Origin of the sequence: Synechococcus sp. HK05 (genome assembly GCF_019104765.1) — a bacterium.
Lineage (GTDB): Bacteria > Cyanobacteriota > Cyanobacteriia > PCC-6307 > Cyanobiaceae > Vulcanococcus.
Genome location: NZ_JAHRXJ010000009.1, coordinates 229,199 through 252,147 on the forward strand (window position 1 = coordinate 229,199; position 22,949 = coordinate 252,147).

Here is a 22,949-nt window from a genome sequence, read left to right on the forward strand (position 1 = left end):
ACGGACCGGACGTTAAGGGGTCCCTTGCCGAGCTGCCCATCGCAGTTGGCGCACCATGCCGCGCAGCAGGGCCACCTCGGGCTCCTGCACCTGGGCTCGCTGCAACAGCGCCCGCAGCTTGGCCATCCGGGCTGCTGCGGTATGGGGATAGAGGAAGCCCACCTCCAGCAACAGCGCCTCGGCATCGGCCAGGGTTGCCTCCAAGGCGCCGCGGCTGCAGAGCGTGGGGCTGCCCGCCATGGGCTGGGGCTGCGTGCGGCAGGTCTGCAGCTCGTGCAGGCAGATCGCCACCGCGTGGGAGAGGTTGAGGGAGGCGTAGGCCTCGCTGGTGGCCAGGCGCACCACTCGGCCGGCCTGGAGCAGCTCGGCATTGCTCAGCCCGCGATCTTCGCGTCCGAACACCAGCGCTGCCACCGGGTTGGAGCGCTCTGGGCCTTCATCGACCTTGCGGCTGTCTGTCTGGCAGAGCCAACGCAAGGCCTCATCGGGCTCGCTGAGCGGGAGGCTCTCGGTTTCAATCCGGCCACTGGTGGCCACCACCCGGCGGCAGTCGGCGATGGCGGTGGCTAAGTCGGGATAGAGCCTTGCCTGCTCCAGCAGGGCCTCGCCGTGCACGGCCATCTGCCGGGCTTCAGCGCCGAGGTGATCGCAGCGGGGCGCCACCAGCCGCAGCTGCTCAATGGCGAAGTTGGCGCACAGCCGGGCCACGCTGCCCACATTGAGCGGGCCGGCAGGCTCCACGAGCACAACCGCCAGGCTCATGTGAGCGTGTGCAGGTAGGCCAGTAGATCCGCCATCGCCTGGGGTTCGGGCTGGAAGCGCGGCATGGGTGGGGTGCGGCCGCTCACCACCTGCTGAATCAGCTGACGGTTGTTCTTGCGGCTGTCCACCCCGTGGAGGTTGGGGCCTACCAGCCCCTGGGCGGCGATGCCATGGCAGCCGGCGCAGTTGATCAGAAACAGCTGCTCACCGCGATCCGCCGCTCCACTGAGTTGCAAGGTCCTGCGGGTGTAAGGGTCGCTGCGGGCGGCCGGCAGCACCACAAGGGCCAGCACCACCACGCAGGCCGCCGCCAGCAGCACCAGCGCTGAGATCAAGCCGCGGCTGGTGCCGGCGCTCTGGGGGCTGTCCGGGGTCGAGCTCTCTGGGGCAGACGGTGCAGTCACAGATGGTGAGGGCGGGTCGCGCTCGGCACAAGCGCGTGAAAGAATTGTGCAACCAACACTGGTGCGTCACCCCATGATCGAACCCCTGCTCTGCGGCATCGTGCTCGGTCTGATTCCCGTGACCCTCACCGGCCTGTTTGTGGCCGCCTGGAACCAGTACCGCCGCGGCAGCGCTCTGGGCGGCTGAGACTAACGCTGTTGTTGGAATCAAGCAGCAGCACTGAGCATCAACACAGTGCTGCTGCCATAGCGCTTCTGTTTCAAGAGCTCCCAGCCTTCAAACTCCTCGCCTGAGCAGGCCGGAAGGGCTGTTGAGCTGCATTCCAGTAGCAGCAAGCCATGGCCATCGAGCCAGTCGCCTTGCCGCACCGCCCTAGCCACGGAGCCGTAGAGCCCCGCGGCATAGGGAGGGTCGGCGTAGATCAGATCAAAGGGTTGCTGCTCTGCGCTGCGGCCCGCCTGCAGCCAGCGCACCACCTCTTGGCACACCACCCGCAGGTCGGGAGTGGGCGTGAGGCCCGAGGCGGTGAGCTCGAGATTGCTGCGGCTGGTGCTGGCCATGCTGCGTTGCTCATCCACCGCCACCACAGCTGTCGCACCGCGCTGTAAGGCCTCACAGCCCATCACACCGCTGCCGCAGAACAGATCCAGCCAGCGGCAGCCGGGAAGGTCGGCCGCCAGCATGTTCATCACCGCCAGACGCACCCGCGATGGCGTGGGCCGGGCTGACTCACCCGGGGGACTGTGCAGGCGGCGACCACCGCTGAGACGCAGGCTCATCCGAGTTGGTTGACCCACGCCAGCCAGCGGCGCAGCATCGCTTCGCCGCTGAGGCTCGATTTTTCCGGGTGGAACTGGCAGGCCCCGATGCGGCCCTGCCAAACGGCGGCGGTGATGCTGTGTTCTCCGAAGGTCACCGCTGCGGTGGTGCAGGCGGGATCGCTGGGCACGGCTGCATAGGAATGCACGAAATACATCCAGGCGGGTTGGCCATCCGGTGGCAACAGCGGGCTGGGGCTCCGTGGTTGGAGGGGCTCCCAGCCCATGTGGGGCACCGGGTGCCCCGCTTGTTTGGGCAGGGCGGCCACATGGCCCGTTATGAGGCCGAGCCCTTGCCGCGTGCCTTCATCGCTGCCTTCAAACAGCAGCTGCAGCCCCAGGCAAATGCCCAACAGCGCTCCACCTGCATCGCACCAGTGACGCAGGGCCTCGGCCAGACCCGATTCCTCGAGGCGCTGCATCGCCGGATCAAAGGCCCCCACGCCGGGCAGCACCAATGCCGTACACCCTTCCATCTCGGCGCCGGTGTGCACCGCCTGAATGCGGCAACCGAGGCGTTCAAAGGCTCGCTGCACCGAGTGCAGATTGCCCATGCCGTAGTCGATCAGGCCGATGGTGCTCATGGGCAGGTGAGGGAGGAGCGAATCCTCTGGCCAGGTTGCTCGATCGCCGGTGCCACCTCCAGCGGGAGATCGTTGAGCCGATCAATCAATTGATAGAGCAGACCCACCCGGCGGCGATCGAGGTGAAAACGCAGGCAGGGCCGCAGGATGCCGTTGCTGTCACAGCTTTCGCCCTGGCTGAGGCTGCCCTCATCCACCAGCTCATCAAACTCGCGGTTGAGATCTGCCACCGTGGTGGTGGGAAGCGCGCTGTGCAGCAGCAGTTCCATCCGGTCTTCGGCGAATTGCGCTGTGTGGAACACCCGATAGAAGTGGCAGATGTGCTGCATCGCCTCGGCGGCTGTGCTGGCCTGTTTGAGAAGGCTGGTGTCTTCTGGGGAGATCAGGCCGCGGCTGGCCAAGTCTTGTTGGATGTCTTGCAGCCAGTCGGGCCAGAAGTGGTCGCCGCTGGGGGCGAGCATCACCAGCGGGATCGGTGGTGTGCGGCCGGTTTGGATCAGGGTGAGGGATTCAAACAGCTCATCAAACGTGCCGAAGCCGCCCGGCATCACCACCAGGGCATCGCTTTCGCGCAGGAAAAACAGTTTGCGGGTGAAGAAGTAGCGGAAGTGCAGCAGCCGGCCGTCGCAGGCATTCACGAAGCGGTTGGCATGCTGCTCAAACGGCAGATCCACATTGAGGCCGATGCTGTTCTCGCAGCCGGCGCCGCTATTGGCGGCCTCCATGATGCCGCCGCCGGCGCCGGTCATCACCTCGAAGCCCCGGGCCACGGCTTCCACCGCCAGCTCCTGGGCGAGCCGGTAGGCCGGTTCGTCGTTCGTGGTTCGCGCCGAGCCAAACACGGTGACCTTGCGGGTCTGGCGATGGGGGGCAAACACGCTCAGGCCATCGCGAATATCGGCCAGGGCGCCGTTGATCAGCCGCCATTCATCCGCATCGGTGCTGCCCTTGGCGATCTCCAGCAGGCTCACGATGCTGCGCTCGATCGCGCGCCGCTGCGGATGGTTCTGCAGCTCCTGATCGAGGGCCTGAAGGGGGCTCTGCTCCATCAACCGGCGGGGGTGATTGGGTGGACTGATCCATGAAAAAAGCCCGGCACTCAGGCCGGGCTTCGAGGCTATCGGGCTGCGGATGCGGGCCCTGTCTGCATCAGAGGTATTTGGCGATCGTGCCGGAGAGAGTGGTCTTGGGCACCGCACCCACCACGGTGTCCACTTTCTGGCCGTCCTTGAACACCATCAGGGTGGGGATGCTGCGGATGCCGTATTGGCTGGCCACGTTGGGGTTTTCGTCGGTGTTCAGCTTGAACACCTTGATCTTGCCCTCAAACTCCTTGGCGATCTCGTCAACGATCGGAGCCACCATGCGGCAGGGGCCACACCAGGGGGCCCAGAAATCCACAAGCACTGGCACATCGCTTTTGAGCACGTCTTGCTCGAAGGATGCGTCGGTGACGGCTGCGGCGCTGGACATCCGAGGTTGGGTCAGTGTTTTTGGAATCTAGCAACGGTTTCCGAGTTGCCCTCAGGGCTGCCGGAACTCGTAAAGAAGACAGAAGGCCCGGTCGCGCCGGGCCAGGGGGTGTGAGGAGTGTGTGGGCCGGAGCCCGCACGGTATGAGGGTAACGCCGCTGTCTTCAGCGGCTGTGGAGCAGGCCTATTTGCCCATGCCCAGTTGCTGGGCCTTCTGATACACCTTGCCTTCGGTGAGCAGTGAAGGCGCCACCACCACTTCCACCTGTTGCATCTCCTTCAGGGTGCGGGCACCGAGGGTGCCCATGGAGGTGCGGATGCAGCCCAGCAGGTTCTGGGTGCCGTCATCGAGGGAGGCAGGGCCGCGCAGGATTTTCTCGAGGCTGCCGGTGGTGCCCACCTTGATGCGGGTGCCGCGGGGCAGCACCGGGCTCGGGGTGGCCATGCCCCAGTGGAAGCCGCGGCCAGGGGCCTCGGCGGCGCGGGCGATCGGAGAGCCGATCATCACGGCATCGGCGCCGCAGGCCAGGCACTTGCAGATGTCACCGCCGGTGACGATGCCGCCATCAGCCACGATCGGCACGTAGCGGCCGCTCTCGGCCATGTAGTCGTCGCGGGCAGCAGCGCAATCGGCCACCGAAGTGGCCTGAGGAATGCCAATCCCCAGCACGCCGCGGCTGGTGCAGGCGGCGCCGGGGCCGATGCCCACCATCACGCCGGCCGCGCCGGCGCGCATCAGCTTGAGGGCCACCTCATAGGTCACACAGTTGCCGATGATCACCGGCACACCGAAATCGCGGCAGAGGGCCTCGAGATCGAGGCTTTCCTGGCCTTCGGGGCCGATGTGCTCGGTGCTCACCACCGTGGCCTGCACGAAGAACAGATCAGCGCCGGCTTCGGCGATGGCTTTGCCGAATTTCAGGGCGGCCACAGGGGTTGCGCTTACCGCCGCAATGCCGCCCCGTTCCTTGATCTCTGCGATCCGCTTGCGGATCAGGTCTTCCCGCACCGGCTGGCTGTAGAGCTCCTGCATCAGCGGCACGAACTCCTCTTTGCCCACCGCTGCGATGCGGTCGAGGGCGGGGTTGGGGTCGTCGTAACGGCATTGCACGCCCTCGAGGTTGAGCACGCCGAGAGCACCCTGCTTGGTGAGTTCCACGCACATGCCCACGTCCACCACGCCATCCATGGCGCTGGCGATGATCGGGATTTCGCGGGTCACACCGCCCAGGGTCCAGCTGCTGTCAGTCACCGCCGGATCCACGGTGCGACCGCCTGGTACCAGGGCGATCTCATCGATGCCGTAGGCGCGGCGAACAGTGCGAGAACGACCGAGCTGAATCTCCACCGAATTCCGTAACGCAATCGAGCCAAGCTATCAACCGGCCCGATGGCGTTCCGGTGGCTTCAGCTGCGGCCGCGGAAGCTCTGCCAGCGCTGCTTCACACCCTCGATCACCTGGCGGCGGTCATTGCTGCGCACCAGGCGGGTGAGGCTGAATTGCACCACGGCCACGAGGCCCGCCAGCTCGAGCAGCCCGGGCAGCAGTGGAATGCTGTCCAACACCCCCAGCACGGCCGAATACACCCGCAGCACCAGCAGCACGGCAATCAACCCGGCCAGCAGGCTCAGGGGTGTCCGGGCGGCTTGCCACTGCTCCTGCAGTTGTCCGCTGCTGATCCAGGCGCGAACTTTCTCCACCAGCAGATCCCATTCGCCACCCTCCTGATCGCTGGCAGGGGCCTGCATCTGCGGGCTGGCGGGCACCTCGATGGTGCTGGCCACAGTGGGAACCTCCAGGGCGGGCTCAGGTTCAGCCGGTTCGGCTACGGCGGGGCTGGGCTCTGGGGCAGCGGCTGTCTCGGCCTCGGCAATGGGCTCGGCCGCCGCAACGGCTGCGGTCTCCATGGTGGTCTCTTCTGTTGCGGAGGCTTCCACAGCTGCAGCTGCGGCGGATTCCACAGCCGTGGTTTCAGCGTTGTCTTCCTGCACCACGGGATCGCTCTGCTGCTCGCTGTCAGGCTTGAGATCAGCAGCGTCGGCCATGGTTTGGGGCAAGAGCTTCAGCCGGGGAGCTTACGGCTGATTTCCTGTTGCGCTCACTCCAGGGGCAGAAGTGCCGGGCGTTCCGCCAGGCCCACCAGCGGCAGACGAAGGGGGAAGCGGCCGCTGCGCAGCCGCTCGCTGAGCTCGAGAGCGATCTCGGTGGCCAGGCGAGGGCTATGGGCTGGTGCGCACCGCAGGCGTTGATCGCCCACCATGAGCTGGCCGCTCAACAGCTGGGTGTAGCTCACGCTGCCCAGGCTGGGGCGCACCCGGCGCGGCACGCCGTAATCCAGCACCGGCGCCTGCAAGTGCTCGTTGGTGCAGGCGGCCTGGCGGGCTATCGCCAGGTTGAGCAGCGGCACCGGCGCCGCCACCGCCACCAGCAGGCCGCTGCCCTCCTGCCGGTGTTGGCAAGCGCGAATCCAGCGCTGCTCCAAGCCGTGCAGATCCACGCTCAGCGCACAGCTGGCTCCGGGGCTCAGGGCATGGCCGCTGGCCTGGCGCCGCACCTTGGGCTGATGGCCGGCGCCAGCGCCGCTCACCCAACCGATGGCACCGGCCACCAAGACCGGTGAGCCTGGCCCGAGGGCATGCAGCCCAGGCATGGTGAACCCGATGCTGCCGGCGCCGCTGCAGCTGAACAGGGCGCTGCCCAGCGGGCCCAGCACGGGGCCCCAGGGGGTGGGGGTAAGGCCCTCGCGGCTGCTCACGGCCACCACGCCGTTTTCAGCGATGGCACGGTGCAACAACACCTGACCAGCGCCGATCTGCTCAAGGCACAGCTGGGTTTCCAGCTCCTGGCGCGGGTGCTGGGGGCTGGCCAGGCCGCTGGCGCTGAAGGGCAGCCGTTGCCCCTGCAGCAGGGCTTCAAGCGCCGCCGCGCCACCGCCCTGCATCGGCAGCACCAGATCGGTGTTGCCATGGCCGCCGCTGGCTTCGGCGGATCCGAGCCGGCAACGCTCGATCCGCATCGGTGGATCGCTGGGGCCGAGTTGGAGCACCAGGGAGGCTTGGGCGGTGAATCCGGCTTCTCCCGCCGCCACCACATGGGTTTGGCGAAAAGCCTGCTCGAGGCCCTGTTCCGCCACGCGATCGTGGAATTGCGCTGCGGTGCAGACCTGCAGATCGCCGCGCTGCTGCAGAGCGATCAGTTCAGACTCGCTTCGAGCGGGTGCACCCCCGCGGGCGGCAGACACAGGCGCAACAACCGATAAAATGCGTTCTAATCAAAGTCCTGTCGAATGGCGGATCCAACCGAACCCGGCGCGTTGACACCCGGGGGTGGTGACGGATCTGGCGGCCCAGGCGATTCCGACACCCGCATCATCCAGGCCGACCTGCGCAACGAGATGTCGCGCTCCTACCTGGAGTACGCGATGAGCGTGATCGTGGGCCGGGCCTTGCCCGATGCCCGCGACGGCCTCAAGCCAGTGCATCGCCGCATCCTCTACGCGATGTACGAGCTGGGTCTCACCAGCGACCGGCCTTACCGGAAATGTGCCCGTGTGGTGGGTGAGGTGCTGGGTAAGTACCACCCCCACGGCGACACCGCGGTGTACGACGCGCTGGTGCGCATGGCGCAGGATTTCTCGATGCGCATGCCCCTGATCGACGGGCACGGCAACTTCGGTTCGGTGGATAACGATCCGCCGGCGGCCATGCGATACACCGAATCGCGGCTGCAGGCGCTCACCACCGACAGCCTGCTCGAAGACATCGAGTGCGAAACCGTCGATTTCATCGACAACTTCGACGGCTCGCAGCAGGAGCCCACGGTGATGCCCTCGCGCATCCCTCAGCTGCTGCTCAATGGCTCCACCGGCATCGCCGTGGGGATGGCCACCAACATCCCTCCCCACAACCTCACCGAATTGATCGATGGCCTGCTGGCCCTGATCGAGAACCCGGAGCTGGAGGATCGCGAACTGATGCGGCTGATCCCGGGGCCCGACTTCCCCACCGGCGGTCAGATCCTCGGCCGCAGCGGCATCCGTGAGATGTACAGCACCGGCCGCGGTTCGGTGACCATGCGCGGCGTGGCCTCCATCGAAACGATCGAAGCCAAGGGCCGGCCCGATCGCGATGCGGTGATCATCACCGAACTTCCCTATCAGACCAACAAGGCGGCGTTGATCGAGCGCATCGCCGAGCTGGTGAACGACAAGAAGCTGGAGGGCATCGCCGATATTCGCGATGAATCCGATCGCGACGGCATGCGCATCGTGATCGAGCTGCGGCGCGATGCCTACCCGCAGGTGGTGCTCAACAACCTGTTCAAACTCACCCCGCTGCAGAGCAACTTCAGCGCCTACATGCTGGCGCTGGTGAAGGGCGAGCCGGTGCTGCTCACCCTGCGCAAGATGCTCGAGGTGTTCCTCGACTTCCGCGTCGAGACGATCGAGCGCCGCACCCGCTATCTGCTGCGCAAAGCCGAAGAGCGCGACCACATCCTGCTCGGCCTGCTGATTGCGCTCGACAACCTCGACGCGATCATCGCCTTGATCCGCAGCGCGGCCGATACCGCCACCGCTCGCGCGCAGCTCATCGAGCAGTTCGGGCTCAGCGAGATCCAGGCCGACGCGATCCTGCAGATGCAGTTGCGGCGCCTCACGGCCCTGGAGGCAGACAAGATCCGCCTCGAGCACGAGGATCTGCTCGCCAAGATCACCGACTACAAAGACATCCTGGCCCGCAAGGAACGGGTGCTGGCGCTGATCACCGAAGAGCTGGGAGTGCTGCGCTCCCGCTACGACTCCCCTCGCCGCACCGAAATCCTCGATGTGGAAGGCGGCCTCGAAGACATCGACCTGATCGCCAACGAGCGCTCGGTGGTGCTGCTCACCGAAAACGGCTATCTCAAGCGGATGCCGGTGAGCGAATTCGAAGCCACCAGCCGCGGCACCCGCGGCAAGGCTGGAACCCGCAGCCAGGGTGAGGAGGCAGTGCGGCTGTTCATCAGCTGCAACGACCACGACTCCCTGCTGCTCTTCTCTGATCGCGGTGTGGTGTACTCCGTTCCGGCCTATCGGGTGCCGCAATGCAGTCGCACCGCCAAGGGCACGCCGATCGTTCAATTGCTGCCGATTCCGCGCGAGGAGCAGATCACCTCGCTGCTGGCGGTGAGCGAATTCGCTGAAGACGCCGTGCTGGTGATGCTCACCAGCGGCGGCTACATCAAGCGCACACGCCTCTCGGCCTTCGCCAACATCCGCTCCAACGGCCTGATCGCCATCTCTTTGGAGGACGGCGATGCCCTCACCTGGGTTCGTCTTGCCCAACCCGGCGACAGCCTGCTGATCGGCTCCCGCAATGGGATGACGATCCACTTCCGCCTCAGCGATGAAGAGCTGCGGCCCTTGGGTCGCACCGCTCGCGGTGTGCGCGCGATGAATCTGCGCCCGGGCGATCAGCTGGTGAGCATGGATGTGCTCCCTGTGGAGCTGGCGGATCGGGTGGAGAGCAGCAGTGCTGCCGCCGATGAGGAAGACAGTGAAGAGGTGGCGCCCAGCGAGGGCCCCTGGGTGCTGGTGGCGTCCGCGAGCGGGCTCGGTAAGCGGGTGCCAGTGGATCAGTTCCGCTTGCAGAAGCGGGCCGGCATGGGTCTGCGTTGCATGAAGTTCCGCCGCGATGGCGATGTGCTGGTGGGCCTCAAGGTGCTCGGTGCCGGTGAAGAGCTGCTGCTGGTGAGCGAGAAGGGCGTGATCGTGCGCATGCAGGCCGATGCAGTGCCGCAGCAGTCGCGGGCGGCCACGGGCGTGCGCCTGCAGCGCCTCGATAGTGGTGATCGCCTCTCGGAGGTGGTGCTGGTGCCGCCCGCTCCGGAGGAGGAGGAAGCCGATCCCGCCACCGATCCCTCTGCCGACACCACCGCCGTGGCCGATGCCTGATCACCGCGGCGATCTCTGGATCGCCAACACGGTGAGCGATCTGATCCAGGGGGATGTGCATGAACACCTCCCCCTCGAGGCCATCGCCCTGGATGGTGATGTGCTCGGCTTGGGCACCACCACCAGCATCGATAACGGCGAGCTCACCTTTCTGCCTAACGCCGCCGGCAGCACCACCATCTGGAAATGCCAGGCCAGTACTGGCGGCATCCGCGCCCTTAAGAGCGGGGATGGCAGCGCTCACTTTCCCTATGTGTGCTTCAGCGGCGATGCCGCGGCCCTCAAGGTGCTGGTGGATCCCGCTGAGCTGGGGGATGTGGACGGCATGCCGCTGCAGGAGCTGGTGGGGGAGGCGATTGCCCACCTGCGCCAGCAAGGGCGCCTGGCTGAGGCGCCGATCTATGGGGTGAGGGCTGAGCTCGAGTGGCGTTCGCTCGTGATCACCGTGGCCTCCAAGCTGTGCATGGGGCAGCAGCGCCGCAACACGGCCATTGCCAGCAGTGCGGCCAGTGAGGGCACCGCCAGCCGCAGCATCTATCAACTGCTGCAGCACTACCGCCTCGCCGAGCACGACCCTGGCGATCCCGCCGACCCGATTCGCTATCTGGGGCGCTCGCTGCAATGGGAGTGTTGCGGCTTTTTTGACACCGATCCCGCCACCGGCCGGGTGACCATCCCCGCCGAGGGCGCTCACCTGCATCTTCATGGCTGCAGCGTGGATCTGTGCCATGGCGGCCATCTGCATCACGAGCACCCCGGCACGGCGCTGCGGGCGGTGCGGCGCCTGGCGCTGTATCCGCTGCAGCAGGTGCATCAGCTGGCGAGTGATCTGGGGATTGAGCAGCTGCGCTTCGAGGCGGGTGCCGCCTGCTTCCGTGTGGTGAACCTTGGCTCGATGGATGTGAGCGATGTGGGGGTTGCCGTGGTGGTGAACGATCGCTACTCCGGCCATCGTTATCTGCGCTTGCCGTGGCTCGCGGCAGGCGCGAGCGAGCAGTTCAGCGTGCCCCTGGATCTGCCTCCAGGGGGGCATCGCCTTGAGGTGATCGCTGATCCCGAGCGGCAAATTCTCGATCGCGAGGCGCTTCAGGCCAATAACCGAGCGGTGCTGGAGGTGCAGATCTGATGGCGCAATCCACTTCGATCGACGTGTTGGTGCTTGGTGCCGGTCCGGCAGCCCTTTGCATCGCGGCTGCCCTCTGCGATCGGGGCGTGGCGGTACAGGGCTTGGCGCCCGAAGATCCAGCTACCCCCTGGCCCAACACCTACGGCATTTGGGGCCCGGAGGTGGACGCGCTTGGCCTGCAGCATCTTTTGGGCCATCGCTGGCACGACACCCGCAGTTATTTCGGCGATCGGCTCACCACTGGCGCCGTGGCCCACGGCCTTGACTACGGCCTGTTCGACAAAACAGCTCTGCAGCAGCACTGGTGGCAGCCCTGCCAAAGCGCTGGCATGCCGTGGATGCGCGGGCGTGCGGCTGCCATTGAGCACGACGCTGAAGGTTCGGTGGTGATCAGCGAGGCGGGTAAGCGCCTGCGGGCAAGGTTGGTGATCGATGCCAGTGGCCATCACTCCCCCTTCGTGCAGCGCCCCGATGAGGGGCCGGTGGCAGGCCAGGCCGCTTACGGGATCGTGGGGCGCTTTTCAGCGCCGCCGGTGGATCCCGGCCAGTTCGTGCTGATGGATTACCGCTGTGATCACCTCAGTGAGGCGGAGCGGCGCTGCGCACCACCCACGTTTCTTTACGCCATGGATTTCGGCGAGGGGGTGTTCTTCGTGGAGGAAACATCCCTTGCCCTGGCACCGGCTGTTCCTTACGACGTGCTCAAAGATCGGCTGCAGCGGCGCTTGGCTCTGCGCGGCATCAGCGTGGAGGAGGTGCAGCACGAGGAGTTCTGCCTGTTCCCGATGAATCTGCCGCTGCCGGATCTGCAGCAGCGGGTGGTGGGTTTCGGTGGCTCCGCCTCGATGGTGCACCCAGCCTCGGGCTACATGGTGGGATCGCTGCTGCGGCGCGCGCCGGCCTTGGCGGATGCAATCGCTGCTGGGCTGAAGGATCCCAATGCAGGAGGCCAGGAGTTGGCTCTTCGGGCCTGGCAGGCCCTCTGGCCTGTGGAGCTGCAGCGCCGGCATGCGCTCTACCGCTTTGGCCTGGAGAAGTTGATGCGCTTTTCCGAGCCGCAGCTGCGCGCTCACTTCACCACCTTCTTTTCCTTGCCGCGCGAGCAGTGGTTTGGCTTTCTCACCAACACCCTCAGCCTGCCGGCCTTGATTGCCGCGATGGTGCGTTTGTTTGTGTTGGCGCCCTGGAGCGTGAAGGCGGGGCTGATGTTGATGCAGGGCCGGGAGTTGCAGCTCGGTCTGCGGATGCTCAGGCCGTAGCGCCGGCACAGGAGCTGCCCTGGCCGGCGGTGCAACCAAAGCAGTGGTTGCCCCAGCGAATCCCTCGCTGTTCGAGCTGTTCGCGCGTGATCGTCGCAATGGTGGTTGGGGTCCCGCCGAGAGGCAGCTCGAGCATCTGGTTGAAATCGCAGTCGAACAGCTGGCCGTCGGCGGCCACCGAAAGCGTGTCGCGGCACATCAGGCCGTTCAGGGCTTCGGGGTTCAAGGCGCCCTCGAGCAGCTTCAGGTAGCAGTTCACATGGCCATCGCGCTGCAGTTGCTCCAGGAAGCGGGCGATCGGCATGTTGTTGAGGCCGATCAGTTGATCGAACTGCACCCCCGCCAGCTCCTTGAGGCGGCGTTTCCACTGGGCCGTGTCGCATGGGGTGAGCTGCTGCAGGCGGGTGCCGGCTGGATTGCTCATCAGCGTGAGCTGCCGCTTGGGATCACCGTGGCCGTATCCCAGCTGGTTGAGCCGCTTCAGCGCCTCGATCGACGCCTCCCAGGTGCCATCGCCGCGCTGGGCATCGGTGCTCTCGGCTTCCGGCTGCGGCAGGCTCGCCACGATCTCCACCTCGTGCTCTGCCAGGAAGGCCGCCAGATCCCGCAGCGCCGGCAGCAGCAGCACCGTGAGGTTGCAGCGATCGATCACATGGCAGCCCTGGGCCCGGGCCGCCAGCACCAACTCCTTGAAACGTGGATGCAGCTCTGGAGCACCGCCGGTGAGATCCACCACCGCCGGCTGCAGCCGCCCCATCGCCGCGATGCACTGCTCCACCACCGCATCAGGCATCAGGGTGTGGCCTTGATGGGGGCCTGCATCCACATGGCAGTGGCTGCAACGCATGTTGCAGAGCTTGCCCAGGTTGAGCTGCAGCACCCGCAGGCCGCTCCGCTGCGGCGTGCTGAGTTGGCGTTGACGCAGGCTCGCTTCGAAGTGCTGCTCCGCGGGCAGGGCCTGAGCCAGCAGGTCCAGTTGCTGATGCGGGGCGAGCGCGGCGGTGGAGGTCAGGGTGCAGCTGTTGGGATCTGCGCCCAGTCTGCGGCGTTGATCAGCGGGAACAGCGCGTCTTCGGCGCGGACGGCCTCAAGCCAGCCCTCCGGCAGCTCCACCGCGCCATCGATGGCTCCCAGCAGCTGCCAGAAACGGCCCAGATGGCGTTCGATCCGCTCGCGGGCCAGTTCAGTGGTGGTGCCGGCCCGGAGGATGAAGCTCCAATCAGAGCTCTGGGCCAGCAGCAGCTCACGGCCGGCCTGATTCAGCAGCTCCCGGGCCTGTTCGCTGCCCACGCCGCGGCTCACCCGCTGCACCATCGCCCGTGAGGCGCGGTTCCACTCCGGAATCACCCAGGCGTTGCTGTCGTTGAGCCAATAGTTGTGGTAGCCGCCCTGGCCCCAGCTGGAGGGGGAGGGCTGGCAGAGCTGCAGGCTGTCGCCGCGGCTCAGGGTGTCGCGCAGGGTGGTGAGCCCAACGCCGCTCGCGGGCGCCTGGCGGAACAGCTCGGCCAGGAAGCGCGGCCCTTCAAACCACCAGTGGCCGAACAGCTCGGCATCGAAGGGCGCCACCAGCAGCGGCGCACGCTCCATGGCGCCCTGCAGGTGTTGGAGGTGCTGGGAGCGGCCCTGCAGGTAGTGGGAGGCATCGCGGCGCACGCTGGCGTGGGCGGCCGCCGGCTCATAGGGCTGCTTGCCATCGAGGCCGCAGTCGCGGCTGCTCACCCGGTGCAGCTTGAGGCCCAGGGGCCGGCGGCAGTTGATGCCGCGTTGCTCCAGTTCGCCGTCGGGCAGATCCCAGCCCAGATCGCGGTGGAATTCGCGGTAACTGGCATCGCCGGGATAGCCGTCGCGGGCGCTCCACACCGGCAGGGTGGATTCGCTGTCGCGCCCGAAGAAGGCCATGCCTGCCGGCGTGCAGATGGGGGCATACACCCCGTAGCGGGGCCGGGGTTGCCCATGCAGCAGGCCATGGGCATCGAGGATCGCGTAGCGCAGACCGCAGCTCACCAGCAGGCGATCGAGGCCCTCGTAGTAGGCACATTCCGGCAGCCAGATGCCTTGAGGGCGCACCCCCAGCAGGCGCTGGTGCTCGCGCACGGCGGTGAGCAGCTGGGCCCGCACCGCTTCCGGGCAATCCCGCAGCAGCGGCAGGTAGCCGTGGGTGGCGGCGCAGGTGAGCAGATCCAGCACTCCGGCCTGCTGCAGCCGCTGGAAACGGGGCAGCAGGTTGCCGCCGCAGCGCTGCCAGGCCGCTGCGGCACCGCTCAGCTGTTGCGCCAGATCAGCCGCGGCGGCCTCGAAACCGGCGGGTGCCTGCAGCAGCAGCTCCTGCCGCACCGCCAGCCAGGGCCCGAAGCGCTCGCTCAGGTCGGGGCTGCTGAGGAGCGACAGCAGCGTGGGCGAGAGCCCCATGCTCAGGCGCGGCCGCTGGTTGGGATCGGCGGCGGCCGCCTCCAACACATCGAGCAGGGGCAGGTAGCACTCCAGCAGCGCCTGGAAGTACCAGTCTTCCTCCAGCGAACCGGGCTCGCTGGAGTGCACGTAGGGCAGATGCGCGTGCAGCACCAGGGCGAGGTCGCCGTGGCTGGTGGTCTCCGTGGCCAGTGCGCCGCTGGCCAAGGTCCCAGCTCAGAGTAGGGCGACTTTACGCGCTGCTTTTAGGCTCGCACCAGTGATTCGGCAGCGATGCAGCTGGCTCTGGCGGTCGACGGCCACAGCATGTTCTACGTGCAGCAGAAGCTGGGCTGGTTTTTCGACCCCCGCCGCCTGCTGGCGTACGCCACGGCTGCACCCGGTGTGGAGATCAGCAGCGCCTTCTGGTACACCGGCCTGAAAGACCCCACCGACCAGCGCCCCTTCCGCGACGCCCTCACCAGTCTGGGGTTCACCGTGCGCACCAAGCCTCTGCGGGAGGTGGGAGGAGAGGCGGATCAGCGCCAGTTCGCCAGAGCCAATCTGGATGTGGAGATTGCCATTGATCTGTTGGCGATCGCCCACCGCACCGATGAAGTGTGGCTGTTGAGCGGCAGCCGCGACTTGGAGCGCCTGGTGGAGGTGCTGCGGATCAAAGGTCTGAAGGTGGTGTTGGTGAGCACCGATGGCATGGTGCCTCGGGAGCTGCGCAACGCCGCGGACCGTTTCCTCGATCTGGCGGAGCTGCGGCCGCAGCTGGAGAAAACCGAGCAGCAGCCCCCGGCCTTTGGCCGCAGCTGAGCCCTCAGCCCTAAAGTGGGGCTAACTCATAACCATTCCGACTTGTAGCCGCCATGGCTCGCGACCCCGGCCGGGTATTGATCTTCGATACCACCCTGCGTGATGGGGAGCAGTCCCCTGGTGCCAGCCTCAATCTCGAGGAGAAGCTGGCGATCGCGCAGCAGCTGGCTCGCCTGGGCGTCGACATCATTGAGGCCGGCTTTCCCTTTGCCAGCCCCGGCGATTTCAACGCCGTGCAGCGCATCGCTTCCACCGTGGGCACGCCCGATGGCCCGGTGATCTGTGGCCTGGCCCGCGCCGCTAAGGGCGATATCAAGGCCTGCGCCGAGGCCGTGGCGCCCGCCGCCAACCGCCGCATCCACACCTTCATCGCCACCAGCGATATCCACCTCGAGCACAAGCTGCGCAAGAGCCGCGCCGAGGTGCTGCAGATTGCCGGCGAGATGGTGGCTTATGCCCGCTCCCTCGTTGACGACGTGGAGTTCTCCTGCGAGGACGCTGGCCGCTCCGATCCGGAGTTCATGTATCAGGTGATCGAGGCCGCGATCGCCGCCGGCGCGACCACGATCAACATTCCCGACACGGTGGGTTACACCACTCCCGCGGAATTCGGTGCCTTGATCGATGGCATCAACCGCCATGTGCCCAACATTGATCAGGCGGTGATCTCCGTGCACGGCCACAACGACCTGGGCCTGGCCGTGGCCAACTTCCTTGAGGCCGTGAAGAACGGCGCCCGCCAGCTGGAGTGCACGATCAACGGCATCGGCGAGCGGGCCGGCAACGCCTCGCTTGAAGAGCTGGTGATGGCACTGCACGTGCGCCGCAGCTACTACAACCCGTTCCTGGGCCGTCCGGCAGACAGCAGCGAGCCCCTCACGGGCGTGCGCACGGAGGAGATCTACAAAACCTCGCGCCTGGTGAGCAAGCTCACCGGCATGGCGGTACAGCCCAATAAGGCGATCGTGGGGGCTAATGCCTTCGCCCATGAGAGCGGCATCCACCAGGACGGTGTGCTCAAGAACCGCCTCACCTACGAAATCATCGATGCGCGCACGATCGGCCTGGCCGACAACCGCATTTCTCTGGGCAAGCTGAGCGGCCGCAGTGCCTTCCGCGCCCGCCTCGAAGAGCTCGGTTACAACCTCGAGCGCAACGATCTCGACGATGCCTTCGCCCGCTTCAAGGAGCTGGCGGATCGCAAGCGCGAAATTTCCGACCGCGATCTGGAGGCGATCGTGAGTGAGCAGGTGCGGCAACAGGCTGAACCCAGCTACAGCCTCAAGCTGGTGCAGGTGAGCACCGGCACCAGCCTGCAGCCCACCGCCACGGTCACCCTGGTGAACAGCGATGGTGCTGAACTCACAGAAGCGGCCATCGGCACGGGCCCGGTGGATGCGGTCTGCCAGGCCCTCAATCAGCTGGCCCGCGTGCCCAATGAACTGGTGGAGTTCTCGGTGAAGTCGGTCACCGAGGGCATCGATGCCATGGGTGAGGTGACCATCCGCCTGCGCGCGGATGGGGTGCTCTATTCCGGCCACGCCGCCGACACCGACATCGTTGTGGCCGCAGCCCAAGCGTTTGTGAATGCGCTCAACCGTCTGGTGGCCGGCAGCCAGCGCTCACCGCTGCATCCCCAGAAGGCTCCCCTGCCCGTGGGTGATGTTGCCCCGGCAGAGCGGCCGCGCCTCTGATGGCTCATCCCGCGAGCGGTAGGCCCCGCACACTGCTTGCCAGCGGCCTGCAGCTGGCGGTGCTGCTGCTGATCGCGGTGGCGATGCTGGTGCCGCTGTTCTGGCTGGTGAGCACCTCGCTGAAGGGGCCGGCCGAAAACATCTTCACCACGCCGCCGGCTCTGCTGCCCAGCCAGCCCAGCCTGGAGGCCTACCAGCGGTTGTTCGCCGACAACCCGATGCTGGGCTACATCCGCAACAGCGCCATTGTGAGCGGCCTGGCGGTGCTTGCCAATCTGCTCTTTTGCTCCTTGGCGGCGTATCCGCTGGCGCGGATGCGCTTCGCCGGGCGGGGGCTGGTGCTGGCCCTGGTAGTGGCCACGATCCTGATCCCCTTCCAGGTGGTGATGATCCCGCTCTATCTCTTGATGGTGCAGCTGGGGCTGCGCAACACCCTCTGGGCGCTGATCATTCCCCAGGCCGCCACCGCCTTCGGCATCTTTCTGCTGCGCCAAAGCTTTGCCGGTGTGCCGGTGGAACTGGAAGAGGCCGCTCGCATCGATGGCTGCACGCCGCTCGGTGAGTGGTGGAACGTGATGATTCCGGCCGCCCGGGCTGATCTGATCACCCTGGCGATGTTTGTGTTCATCGGCACCTGGAGTGATTTCCTCTGGCCCCTGGTGATCCTCGACGACCCGAACCTCTACACCCTGCCGCTGGGCTTGCAGCAGCTCGCCAGCAGCTTCTCGCTCGACTGGCGATTGGTGGCGGCGGGTGCGGTGGTGTCGATCCTGCCGGTGCTGGCCCTGTTCATCGGCCTGCAGCGGTACATCCTCCCGAGCGCCAGCGGCGATGCCGTGAAAGGCTGAGGCTGCCGCCACCGCCCGCTCCACGCGCATGGCCCAGCCCAGCAACGCCGATGCCTCCACCAGCATGGAAGTGCTCAGCCTGTTCCCCCGCTACCTCCTGAAGGGAACCCTGGAGCCTCAATTGCTCGAGGGTCTGCAGCACTTGGCTCAGCAGGTGTTAGCTGACCCCGGCTCCACCCCGGATGCCTCCCCCAAATTGGCGGGCCAGCTGGCGCTGCAGCGGGAGCTTGGGCCGCAGTATCCGGCGGTGGCGGAGCTGTGTGCCTCGGTGCTGATTCCTGCCTGTGAGCGCTGGATCCGCCATGTGATCGATCAGCAGCCTCCCAACGGCCGCGGCCCCTGGACGCCGGGCCGCTACCGGCTTCAGATGATCGATGTCTGGCTGAACGTGCAGCGCGCTGGCGACTACAACCCCACCCACACCCACGGCGGCAGCTTCTCGGGCGTGCTGTTTCTGCAGGTGCCGCCCCAGATCGTGAACGACAGCTTCGATGGGCAGCTGTGTTTCCACGGCCCGGAGGAGTGGCACATCCAGAGCTTCCGCACCGGCATGGCCAAATACGTGCTGCCGGTGCCTGGTGAGTTTTACGTGTTCCCGGCCTGGCAGCCCCATTCGGTGGCACCGTTCCGCGGTGAAGGCGAGCGCTGGTCGCTGGCCTTCAACGTGGTGGCCGTGCCCCAGCCAGCCGGCGCTGCTCCTGGAGCCGCGCCGCCCTCCCAGGTTCGCCCCGCTTACGGCAACGTGTCGTTGTCGCTGGGGCGGGAGAAGCCGGGCGGCTTCGGCTGAGTGCAGTGCGCTCAGCTTCGGCTCAGGCTCCACAGGCCAACCACTAGGCGCTCTAGGGCCTCGCTGAGCTCCTCGGCATCGAGCATTCCGTAGCTGAGCCGCAGACAGCAGCCGCTCAGCCCGAAGCTGCTGCCGCTCACCAGCGCTACGCGGTGCTGGCGGATCAGCCGCTCCATCGCCTGATCACTGCTGAGCGTGCTCTCGAGCTGCAGCAGGGCATAAAACGCGCCATCCGGCTGGGCCAGCAGGCGCCAGGGAACCGCCGGCCGGCTGAGTGCATCCAGGACCTGGTGGCGGCGGGTGGCGAGGCCCTGGATCTGGCCGCGGCACCAATCCGCGCCGGGCGCTAAGGCCCCGATGGCGGCCTGCTGGTTGAGTTGGGGCGGGTGGATCAGGATCGTGTCCTGCACCTTGGCCAGATCGGCCATCAGGGTCTGCGGCACCACCGCCCAGCCGATGCGCCAGCCCGCCATGCCATGGCTTTTGGAGAGCGAGCCCAGCGTGATCGTGTGGCTGCCGCTGCCTGAACAGCTGCCGGGACTCCACACCGATTCGCCGCCGTAGCTGAACAACGCGTAGGCCTCATCGCTGATGTGCAGCAGTCCGCGCTCGGCGCAGAGGCGATTGATTGCCGCCAGCACATCCCGCGGGAACACCGCTCCGCTGGGGTTGTTGGGGGAGATGGTCACGATCGCGCGGGTGCGCGGGGTGATCGCTGCGGCCAGGCGCTCCGGATCCGGCACCACGCCCGCCTCCACTGCAACGGGCGTGCCGCCCGCCAGGCGGATCGCCATCTCGTGGTTGAAGTAGTAGGGAACCGGCAGGATCAGCTCATCGCCGGGGTCGCAGAGCACCTGCACCACGGCGTTGAAGGCCATGTTGCTGCCGGCGGTGATCAGCAGCGCGCTCGCGCTCAGATCCAGATCCTGCTCGCGCTGTAGCCATCGCCCCAACGCCTCACGCAGGGTCTCGGAGCCGGCCACTGGGCCATAGCGATGGAGCGAGGCATCCCCATGGCTGAGGGCTGCGGCAACGGCCTCCAGGGCTTGGGGCGGTGGGCCCCAGCTCACCATCCCCTGGCCGAGCGAGAGGGTGCCGGGGGTCTGCTGGATCAGCTGCCCCATCACTGGGATCACTGGCTGTTGCACGAGGCTCAGCCGGCGAGCGGCGGCCGCGGGCGTCATTCCTGGCTGTTGGGCAGCGGCGGCAACGACGGAAGGCGCCCGGCTTTGGGCTTGGTGTTGCGGTTGTTGAGATCCAGGCCGGTATCGAGAGGGAACTGGGGCTCCCGCTCCTGGCTGCGCAGCTGGGCCCGCAGGCTGGCCTGCTCACTTCTGAGGGCCTGCACGCTTTGCTCCAGGCCCTCCAGGTTCTGCAGGCGCTCCGCTGTAGAGCGCACCTGCTCTTCCAGGGCGTTGGTGCGATCGAGGTCCTTTTCGTTCTCCAGGGTCTGCACCTTGTCCTGGAGGGTTTGCAGGCGTGCACCCTGCTGGCGCACCTGGATCAGCAGCACCACGAACAGCACAGCCACCAAGGCGGTGAGGCCGGCACCGGTGCGGCGCATCCAGGTGGGCAAGGGGGCCTGCGGGCTGCTGGTGCTCATGGAGCGGCTTCGGATCCATCAAGTTTGGAACGCGCCGTCTCCCTTGGCGAGGCTTTTGGCTAGGACAGCGCCAGTTCCGGTTTGTCTGTGTCGCTCCAACAGCTCGACGCCTTCCTCGCCCACGCCCGCCAGCAGCCCCAGTTGGCGGAGCGATTGCAGCAGCCGCTGGATTTGGAGGATCTGCTGCAGCTCGCCCAGGCGGAGGGCTTTGCCCTGAGCGAGCAAGACGTGATTGAGGCGCAACTGCGTGAGGAAGCGCATTTGAGCGATGCCGAATTGCAACGCCGGGCCGGTGAAGAAGCCCGTCGGCTGCGCCATTTCATCCCCGGCTGATCGGATGGCCGTGATGCGCGAGCGTGTGGCTGATTACCCCAGGCCGCCGGCCCTGGTGGTGAGTGAGCAGTTGATCGAGGTGCGGGCCCTGGGACAGCTGCTGGCGCAGACCCGCCACAGCCTGCGTGTGCTCGAAACCTTTCATCCCCCCACCTATTACCTGCCGCCTGAAGCGATGCGTTTGGAGTGGCTGGAGCCCGCAGCGGGCCGCAGCTTCTGCGAATGGAAGGGTGTAGCCAGCTACTTCAGCGTGGTGGTGGGGGATCAGCGCCTCGAGCGGGCGGTGTGGAGCTACGCCGATCCCACCTCAGCCTTTGCGGCGTTAGCGGGGTGGTTTGCCCTCTATCCCGGCCGGATGGACGGCTGCTGGGTGGATGGCGAACGGGTGCTGCCGCAACCCGGTGGCTTCTATGGCGGCTGGATCACCTCTGCGCTGGAAGGGCCCTTCAAGGGCGACCCAGCCCATCCTGAGCTGATCTGAACTGCTTTCCGTGTTGCCCTCAGGCCTGCAGCAACCGGCAGCCGATCTGAATCGCGCCGTTGTCGAGCAGGCGCCCCAGTTTCAGGGCCACCGCTTCTTCGGCCCGGTTGAACTGGGCCTGCATGCTTGTGATCCAGGCGATCTCCTCATTGGTGATCACGCCGGTGGAGACGCTCTCCAGAAACACTTCGCCGATGCTCATGGGTCAAGCCGTTGCGATGGGCGAACGCTAGGGAGGGTGGCCGGGGTGTCTGGTGGCTGTGATGCGTTGTTACCTCACAGGCGCGTCATGCTCTGCTAGTGGGAGCAGCCCCGTTGGGTATGACCTTCTATGAATTGATCTGGCAGGGGGAGGGTGTCGGTGATGCCGGCGATCTCGAAGAAGCGCTGCTCAATTTTCAGGAGATCAAGCCCAAGGAGTTGAGCTGGGAGCAGGTGTTTGCCGATGCCGATCAAGCGCCGCCCTGCATCCGCCGCTACACCTCCTTTGACGCCTTCCTCGACAACGAAGACGAGCTCGAAACCATTCATCCCACCCAAGACATGCTGGAGCGGTTTGCGCCGGATCAAGCCTGAACGGCGCAGCACCTCTGGCGGAAGCCCCCAAGAGCCGCCACGCTGCGGCAATGGATCCCTTCTTCCCTGATGCCGCTTTAAACCCCCAGGCCTGGGGGGCGGAGGTGGTGTTGATCCAGCCCACCAGCCTTGAAGGCGTGCAGGAGGCGGTGCTCGCTTTGCGGGATCACGCCACGGTGTTGCTCAATCTCTCCAGTCTTCCCGCTGATCAGATGCAGCGGGCTGCTGATTTCATGGCCGGTGGCGCCTTCGCTCTCGATGCCCAACAGGAGCGCCTGGGGGAGCGGGTGCTCCTGTTTGCCCCCCACTTCGTGCAACTGCACCGCGACTGAACCGGCAAGCTGGGCTGAGGCAGCGGGCGGTGGCATGGATGTGAGCGATCTGGATCTGGCGGCGTGCTTGCCGGTGAATCACCTCTGGGGTGAACTGGTGGAGCGGTTGGGCATCGAGCGCAGTACCCGAGCCGCCCAGCAGGCCCTGGATCTTCAGGCCATGCGCGGCAGCGCCAGCACCTTGCCGGCCTTGCTTGTGGAAACCTGTGGCATGGGCTTGGTGGAGCGCACGGCCTTGCGCCGTGCCACCGGTTTGCCCTGGCCGGAGGGGCCGGGGGCACTGCTGTTGATCAGCCGCCCGCGCCAGGAGCTGCAGGTGTTGCAGCTGGAGCGCTAGTCGAAACTGCAGGTGGGGGTGAGCCCGGGCACGCGGAACTCCATAAACCAGAGGTATTCGCGGCTGCGCCAGCCCAGATCAAACGGTTCGGTGGCTTCCCATTCACCTGCCTCCAGGCCAAAAGCCTGCTCAAGGAAGGCGGGCACCAGCGCTTCCACCTCCTCCTGGCCGGCTTCGCCTTCTTCAAACAGGCGATCGGTGTAGATCGCCGCGAAGATCTCGTGGTCTTCATCGCAGATCACCACCTCAAAGCCGCTGCCGCCAGCGGTGGGCAGGGTGTGCAGCTCGAAGTATTCATCGCGCTCCAGCGGATCGCTGGGGGCCTGATCCAGCAGCGCCGCCAGGGCCTGCTTGAAGCGATCCAGAGCCATCAGGCCGGGGCGGTTGCT

28 protein-coding genes are annotated in these 22,949 nt (G+C 66.4%); 13 read left to right on the plus strand and 15 right to left on the minus strand.

Features of this window, described 5'->3' with window-relative positions:
- Nucleotides 1-12: 12 nt before the first annotated feature.
- A complete protein-coding gene (locus tag KUL97_RS08015) occupies nt 13-762 on the minus strand; it encodes an RNA methyltransferase (protein ID WP_217796425.1) in 750 nt (249 codons plus the stop codon).
- The gene (locus KUL97_RS08020) at nt 759-1,097 is read right to left on the minus strand and encodes a cytochrome c (protein ID WP_217796510.1); all 339 of its coding nucleotides are present in this window, start codon (nt 1,095-1,097) and stop codon (nt 759-761) included. The genes KUL97_RS08015 and KUL97_RS08020 overlap by 4 nt, the downstream gene beginning before the upstream one ends.
- 142 nt (nt 1,098-1,239) lie before the next feature.
- On the opposite strand from KUL97_RS08020, the gene petG reads away from it, so the two are divergent.
- The gene (petG, locus tag KUL97_RS08025; protein WP_010303680.1) at nt 1,240-1,353 is read left to right on the plus strand and encodes a cytochrome b6-f complex subunit V; all 114 of its coding nucleotides are present in this window, start codon (nt 1,240-1,242) and stop codon (nt 1,351-1,353) included.
- A gap of 20 nt (nt 1,354-1,373) precedes the next feature.
- On the opposite strand, the gene rsmD is transcribed toward petG, so the two are convergent.
- From rsmD to KUL97_RS08060, 7 genes are all read right to left on the minus strand, one after another.
- Nucleotides 1,374-1,946 carry a 16S rRNA (guanine(966)-N(2))-methyltransferase RsmD gene (gene rsmD, locus KUL97_RS08030; RefSeq protein ID WP_217796426.1) on the minus strand — a complete coding sequence of 191 codons (573 nt, stop codon included), beginning with the start codon at nt 1,944-1,946 and terminating at the stop codon, nt 1,374-1,376.
- Nucleotides 1,943-2,569, minus strand: a complete 627-nt coding sequence (gene hisH, locus KUL97_RS08035) for an imidazole glycerol phosphate synthase subunit HisH (protein ID WP_217796427.1) — start codon at nt 2,567-2,569, stop codon at nt 1,943-1,945. Before hisH ends, rsmD begins: the two co-directional genes overlap by 4 nt.
- Complete coding sequence (locus KUL97_RS08040; protein WP_217796428.1) at nt 2,566-3,618, minus strand: TIGR00730 family Rossman fold protein; 1,053 nt, start codon at nt 3,616-3,618, stop codon at nt 2,566-2,568. The genes hisH and KUL97_RS08040 overlap by 4 nt, the downstream gene beginning before the upstream one ends.
- A 100-nt stretch (nt 3,619-3,718) precedes the next feature.
- The gene (gene trxA, locus KUL97_RS08045; protein WP_010303670.1) at nt 3,719-4,042 is read right to left on the minus strand and encodes a thioredoxin; all 324 of its coding nucleotides are present in this window, start codon (nt 4,040-4,042) and stop codon (nt 3,719-3,721) included.
- A 183-nt stretch (nt 4,043-4,225) separates the two neighbouring features.
- Nucleotides 4,226-5,389: a GuaB3 family IMP dehydrogenase-related protein gene (locus KUL97_RS08050; RefSeq protein WP_010303668.1), complete on the minus strand. Its 1,164-nt coding sequence runs from the start codon at nt 5,387-5,389 to the stop codon at nt 4,226-4,228.
- 59 nt (nt 5,390-5,448) lie between these two features.
- Nucleotides 5,449-6,087 carry a CAAD domain-containing protein gene (locus KUL97_RS08055; RefSeq protein WP_217796429.1) on the minus strand — a complete coding sequence of 213 codons (639 nt, stop codon included), beginning with the start codon at nt 6,085-6,087 and terminating at the stop codon, nt 5,449-5,451.
- A 53-nt stretch (nt 6,088-6,140) separates the two neighbouring features.
- Nucleotides 6,141-7,283 (minus strand): homocysteine biosynthesis protein, encoded by a 1,143-nt coding sequence (locus KUL97_RS08060; protein WP_368656120.1) that lies wholly within the window; start codon nt 7,281-7,283, stop codon nt 6,141-6,143.
- Nucleotides 7,284-7,328: 45 nt separating this feature from the next.
- On the opposite strand from KUL97_RS08060, the gene gyrA reads away from it, so the two are divergent.
- Genes gyrA through crtL form a run of 3 tightly spaced genes read left to right on the plus strand, consistent with a single transcriptional unit; the run spans nt 7,329 to nt 12,359 of the window.
- Entirely contained in the window at nt 7,329-9,974 is a 2,646-nt protein-coding gene (gene gyrA, locus KUL97_RS08065; RefSeq protein WP_217796430.1) for a DNA gyrase subunit A, read from the plus strand.
- Nucleotides 9,967-11,100: a hypothetical protein gene (locus KUL97_RS08070; RefSeq protein ID WP_217796431.1), complete on the plus strand. Its 1,134-nt coding sequence runs from the start codon at nt 9,967-9,969 to the stop codon at nt 11,098-11,100. Before gyrA ends, KUL97_RS08070 begins: the two co-directional genes overlap by 8 nt.
- Nucleotides 11,100-12,359 carry a lycopene beta cyclase gene (gene crtL / locus KUL97_RS08075; protein WP_217796432.1) on the plus strand — a complete coding sequence of 420 codons (1,260 nt, stop codon included), beginning with the start codon at nt 11,100-11,102 and terminating at the stop codon, nt 12,357-12,359. Before KUL97_RS08070 ends, crtL begins: the two co-directional genes overlap by 1 nt.
- On the opposite strand, the gene arsS is transcribed toward crtL, so the two are convergent.
- Both arsS and KUL97_RS08085 read right to left on the minus strand, forming a co-directional pair.
- A complete protein-coding gene (gene arsS / locus KUL97_RS08080) occupies nt 12,349-13,239 on the minus strand; it encodes an arsenosugar biosynthesis radical SAM (seleno)protein ArsS (protein ID WP_368656121.1) in 891 nt (296 codons plus the stop codon). The two genes, crtL and arsS, sit on opposite strands and share 11 nt — an antisense overlap.
- 128 nt (nt 13,240-13,367) lie before the next feature.
- Nucleotides 13,368-14,975 carry a glycoside hydrolase family 57 protein gene (locus KUL97_RS08085; RefSeq protein ID WP_217796433.1) on the minus strand — a complete coding sequence of 536 codons (1,608 nt, stop codon included), beginning with the start codon at nt 14,973-14,975 and terminating at the stop codon, nt 13,368-13,370.
- Between the two features lie 66 nt (nt 14,976-15,041).
- Here KUL97_RS08085 and KUL97_RS08090 point away from each other — a divergent pair, with 66 nt between their 5' ends.
- Genes KUL97_RS08090 through KUL97_RS08105 form a run of 4 tightly spaced genes read left to right on the plus strand, consistent with a single transcriptional unit; the run spans nt 15,042 to nt 18,898 of the window.
- The gene (locus KUL97_RS08090) at nt 15,042-15,569 is read left to right on the plus strand and encodes an NYN domain-containing protein (protein ID WP_217796434.1); all 528 of its coding nucleotides are present in this window, start codon (nt 15,042-15,044) and stop codon (nt 15,567-15,569) included.
- A 53-nt stretch (nt 15,570-15,622) separates the two neighbouring features.
- Nucleotides 15,623-17,263: a 2-isopropylmalate synthase gene (locus KUL97_RS08095; RefSeq protein ID WP_217796435.1), complete on the plus strand. Its 1,641-nt coding sequence runs from the start codon at nt 15,623-15,625 to the stop codon at nt 17,261-17,263.
- Entirely contained in the window at nt 17,263-18,111 is an 849-nt protein-coding gene (locus KUL97_RS08100) for a carbohydrate ABC transporter permease (protein ID WP_217796436.1), read from the plus strand. The genes KUL97_RS08095 and KUL97_RS08100 overlap by 1 nt, the downstream gene beginning before the upstream one ends.
- 28 nt (nt 18,112-18,139) lie before the next feature.
- The gene (locus KUL97_RS08105) at nt 18,140-18,898 is read left to right on the plus strand and encodes a putative 2OG-Fe(II) oxygenase (RefSeq protein ID WP_254896311.1); all 759 of its coding nucleotides are present in this window, start codon (nt 18,140-18,142) and stop codon (nt 18,896-18,898) included.
- A gap of 11 nt (nt 18,899-18,909) precedes the next feature.
- On the opposite strand, the gene KUL97_RS08110 is transcribed toward KUL97_RS08105, so the two are convergent.
- Complete coding sequence (locus KUL97_RS08110; protein WP_217796437.1) at nt 18,910-20,082, minus strand: aminotransferase class I/II-fold pyridoxal phosphate-dependent enzyme; 1,173 nt, start codon at nt 20,080-20,082, stop codon at nt 18,910-18,912.
- Nucleotides 20,079-20,501 (minus strand): hypothetical protein, encoded by a 423-nt coding sequence (locus KUL97_RS08115; protein ID WP_217796438.1) that lies wholly within the window; start codon nt 20,499-20,501, stop codon nt 20,079-20,081. Before KUL97_RS08115 ends, KUL97_RS08110 begins: the two co-directional genes overlap by 4 nt.
- Before the next feature lie 87 nt (nt 20,502-20,588).
- On the opposite strand from KUL97_RS08115, the gene KUL97_RS08120 reads away from it, so the two are divergent.
- Both KUL97_RS08120 and KUL97_RS08125 read left to right on the plus strand, forming a co-directional pair.
- Nucleotides 20,589-20,834 carry a Nif11-like leader peptide family RiPP precursor gene (locus tag KUL97_RS08120; RefSeq protein WP_217796514.1) on the plus strand — a complete coding sequence of 82 codons (246 nt, stop codon included), beginning with the start codon at nt 20,589-20,591 and terminating at the stop codon, nt 20,832-20,834.
- A gap of 4 nt (nt 20,835-20,838) precedes the next feature.
- Nucleotides 20,839-21,315, plus strand: a complete 477-nt coding sequence (locus KUL97_RS08125; RefSeq protein WP_217796439.1) for a DUF427 domain-containing protein — start codon at nt 20,839-20,841, stop codon at nt 21,313-21,315.
- Between the two features lie 19 nt (nt 21,316-21,334).
- On the opposite strand, the gene KUL97_RS08130 is transcribed toward KUL97_RS08125, so the two are convergent.
- Nucleotides 21,335-21,517, minus strand: a complete 183-nt coding sequence (locus KUL97_RS08130) for a hypothetical protein (protein ID WP_010303635.1) — start codon at nt 21,515-21,517, stop codon at nt 21,335-21,337.
- Between the two features lie 119 nt (nt 21,518-21,636).
- On the opposite strand from KUL97_RS08130, the gene KUL97_RS08135 reads away from it, so the two are divergent.
- From KUL97_RS08135 to KUL97_RS08145, 3 genes are read left to right on the plus strand one after another with little or no spacing between them, the layout of a single operon-like run.
- On the plus strand, nt 21,637-21,891 hold the full coding sequence (locus KUL97_RS08135; protein WP_217796441.1) for a hypothetical protein: 255 nt from the start codon (nt 21,637-21,639) through the stop codon (nt 21,889-21,891).
- A 50-nt stretch (nt 21,892-21,941) separates the two neighbouring features.
- Nucleotides 21,942-22,223 carry a cell division protein SepF gene (locus KUL97_RS08140; protein ID WP_217796442.1) on the plus strand — a complete coding sequence of 94 codons (282 nt, stop codon included), beginning with the start codon at nt 21,942-21,944 and terminating at the stop codon, nt 22,221-22,223.
- A gap of 34 nt (nt 22,224-22,257) precedes the next feature.
- Entirely contained in the window at nt 22,258-22,560 is a 303-nt protein-coding gene (locus KUL97_RS08145) for a hypothetical protein (protein WP_217796443.1), read from the plus strand.
- On the opposite strand, the gene KUL97_RS08150 is transcribed toward KUL97_RS08145, so the two are convergent.
- Nucleotides 22,557-22,931, minus strand: a complete 375-nt coding sequence (locus KUL97_RS08150) for a hypothetical protein (RefSeq protein WP_217796444.1) — start codon at nt 22,929-22,931, stop codon at nt 22,557-22,559. The two genes, KUL97_RS08145 and KUL97_RS08150, sit on opposite strands and share 4 nt — an antisense overlap.
- Nucleotides 22,932-22,949 lie beyond the last annotated feature (18 nt).

Coding starts and splice junctions, on each gene's coding strand:
- rsmD (WP_217796426.1), bottom strand. CDS start 1,946: ATGAGCCTGCGTCTCAGCGGTGGTCGCCGCCTGCACAGTCCCCCGGGT.
- KUL97_RS08105 (WP_254896311.1), top strand. CDS start 18,140: ATGGCCCAGCCCAGCAACGCCGATGCCTCCACCAGCATGGAAGTGCTC.
- KUL97_RS08095 (WP_217796435.1), top strand. CDS start 15,623: ATGGCTCGCGACCCCGGCCGGGTATTGATCTTCGATACCACCCTGCGT.
- KUL97_RS08125 (WP_217796439.1), top strand. CDS start 20,839: ATGGCCGTGATGCGCGAGCGTGTGGCTGATTACCCCAGGCCGCCGGCC.
- KUL97_RS08115 (WP_217796438.1), bottom strand. CDS start 20,501: ATGAGCACCAGCAGCCCGCAGGCCCCCTTGCCCACCTGGATGCGCCGC.
- KUL97_RS08015 (WP_217796425.1), bottom strand. CDS start 762: ATGAGCCTGGCGGTTGTGCTCGTGGAGCCTGCCGGCCCGCTCAATGTG.
- KUL97_RS08130 (WP_010303635.1), bottom strand. CDS start 21,517: ATGAGCATCGGCGAAGTGTTTCTGGAGAGCGTCTCCACCGGCGTGATC.
- hisH (WP_217796427.1), bottom strand. CDS start 2,569: ATGAGCACCATCGGCCTGATCGACTACGGCATGGGCAATCTGCACTCG.
- crtL (WP_217796432.1), top strand. CDS start 11,100: ATGGCGCAATCCACTTCGATCGACGTGTTGGTGCTTGGTGCCGGTCCG.
- KUL97_RS08090 (WP_217796434.1), top strand. CDS start 15,042: ATGCAGCTGGCTCTGGCGGTCGACGGCCACAGCATGTTCTACGTGCAG.
- trxA (WP_010303670.1), bottom strand. CDS start 4,042: ATGTCCAGCGCCGCAGCCGTCACCGACGCATCCTTCGAGCAAGACGTG.
- KUL97_RS08070 (WP_217796431.1), top strand. CDS start 9,967: ATGCCTGATCACCGCGGCGATCTCTGGATCGCCAACACGGTGAGCGAT.
- KUL97_RS08140 (WP_217796442.1), top strand. CDS start 21,942: ATGGATCCCTTCTTCCCTGATGCCGCTTTAAACCCCCAGGCCTGGGGG.
- KUL97_RS08145 (WP_217796443.1), top strand. CDS start 22,258: ATGGATGTGAGCGATCTGGATCTGGCGGCGTGCTTGCCGGTGAATCAC.
- KUL97_RS08135 (WP_217796441.1), top strand. CDS start 21,637: ATGACCTTCTATGAATTGATCTGGCAGGGGGAGGGTGTCGGTGATGCC.
- KUL97_RS08100 (WP_217796436.1), top strand. CDS start 17,263: ATGGCTCATCCCGCGAGCGGTAGGCCCCGCACACTGCTTGCCAGCGGC.
- petG (WP_010303680.1), top strand. CDS start 1,240: ATGATCGAACCCCTGCTCTGCGGCATCGTGCTCGGTCTGATTCCCGTG.
- KUL97_RS08055 (WP_217796429.1), bottom strand. CDS start 6,087: ATGGCCGACGCTGCTGATCTCAAGCCTGACAGCGAGCAGCAGAGCGAT.
- KUL97_RS08150 (WP_217796444.1), bottom strand. CDS start 22,931: ATGGCTCTGGATCGCTTCAAGCAGGCCCTGGCGGCGCTGCTGGATCAG.
- KUL97_RS08040 (WP_217796428.1), bottom strand. CDS start 3,618: ATGGAGCAGAGCCCCCTTCAGGCCCTCGATCAGGAGCTGCAGAACCAT.
- KUL97_RS08110 (WP_217796437.1), bottom strand. CDS start 20,082: ATGACGCCCGCGGCCGCCGCTCGCCGGCTGAGCCTCGTGCAACAGCCA.
- gyrA (WP_217796430.1), top strand. CDS start 7,329: ATGGCGGATCCAACCGAACCCGGCGCGTTGACACCCGGGGGTGGTGAC.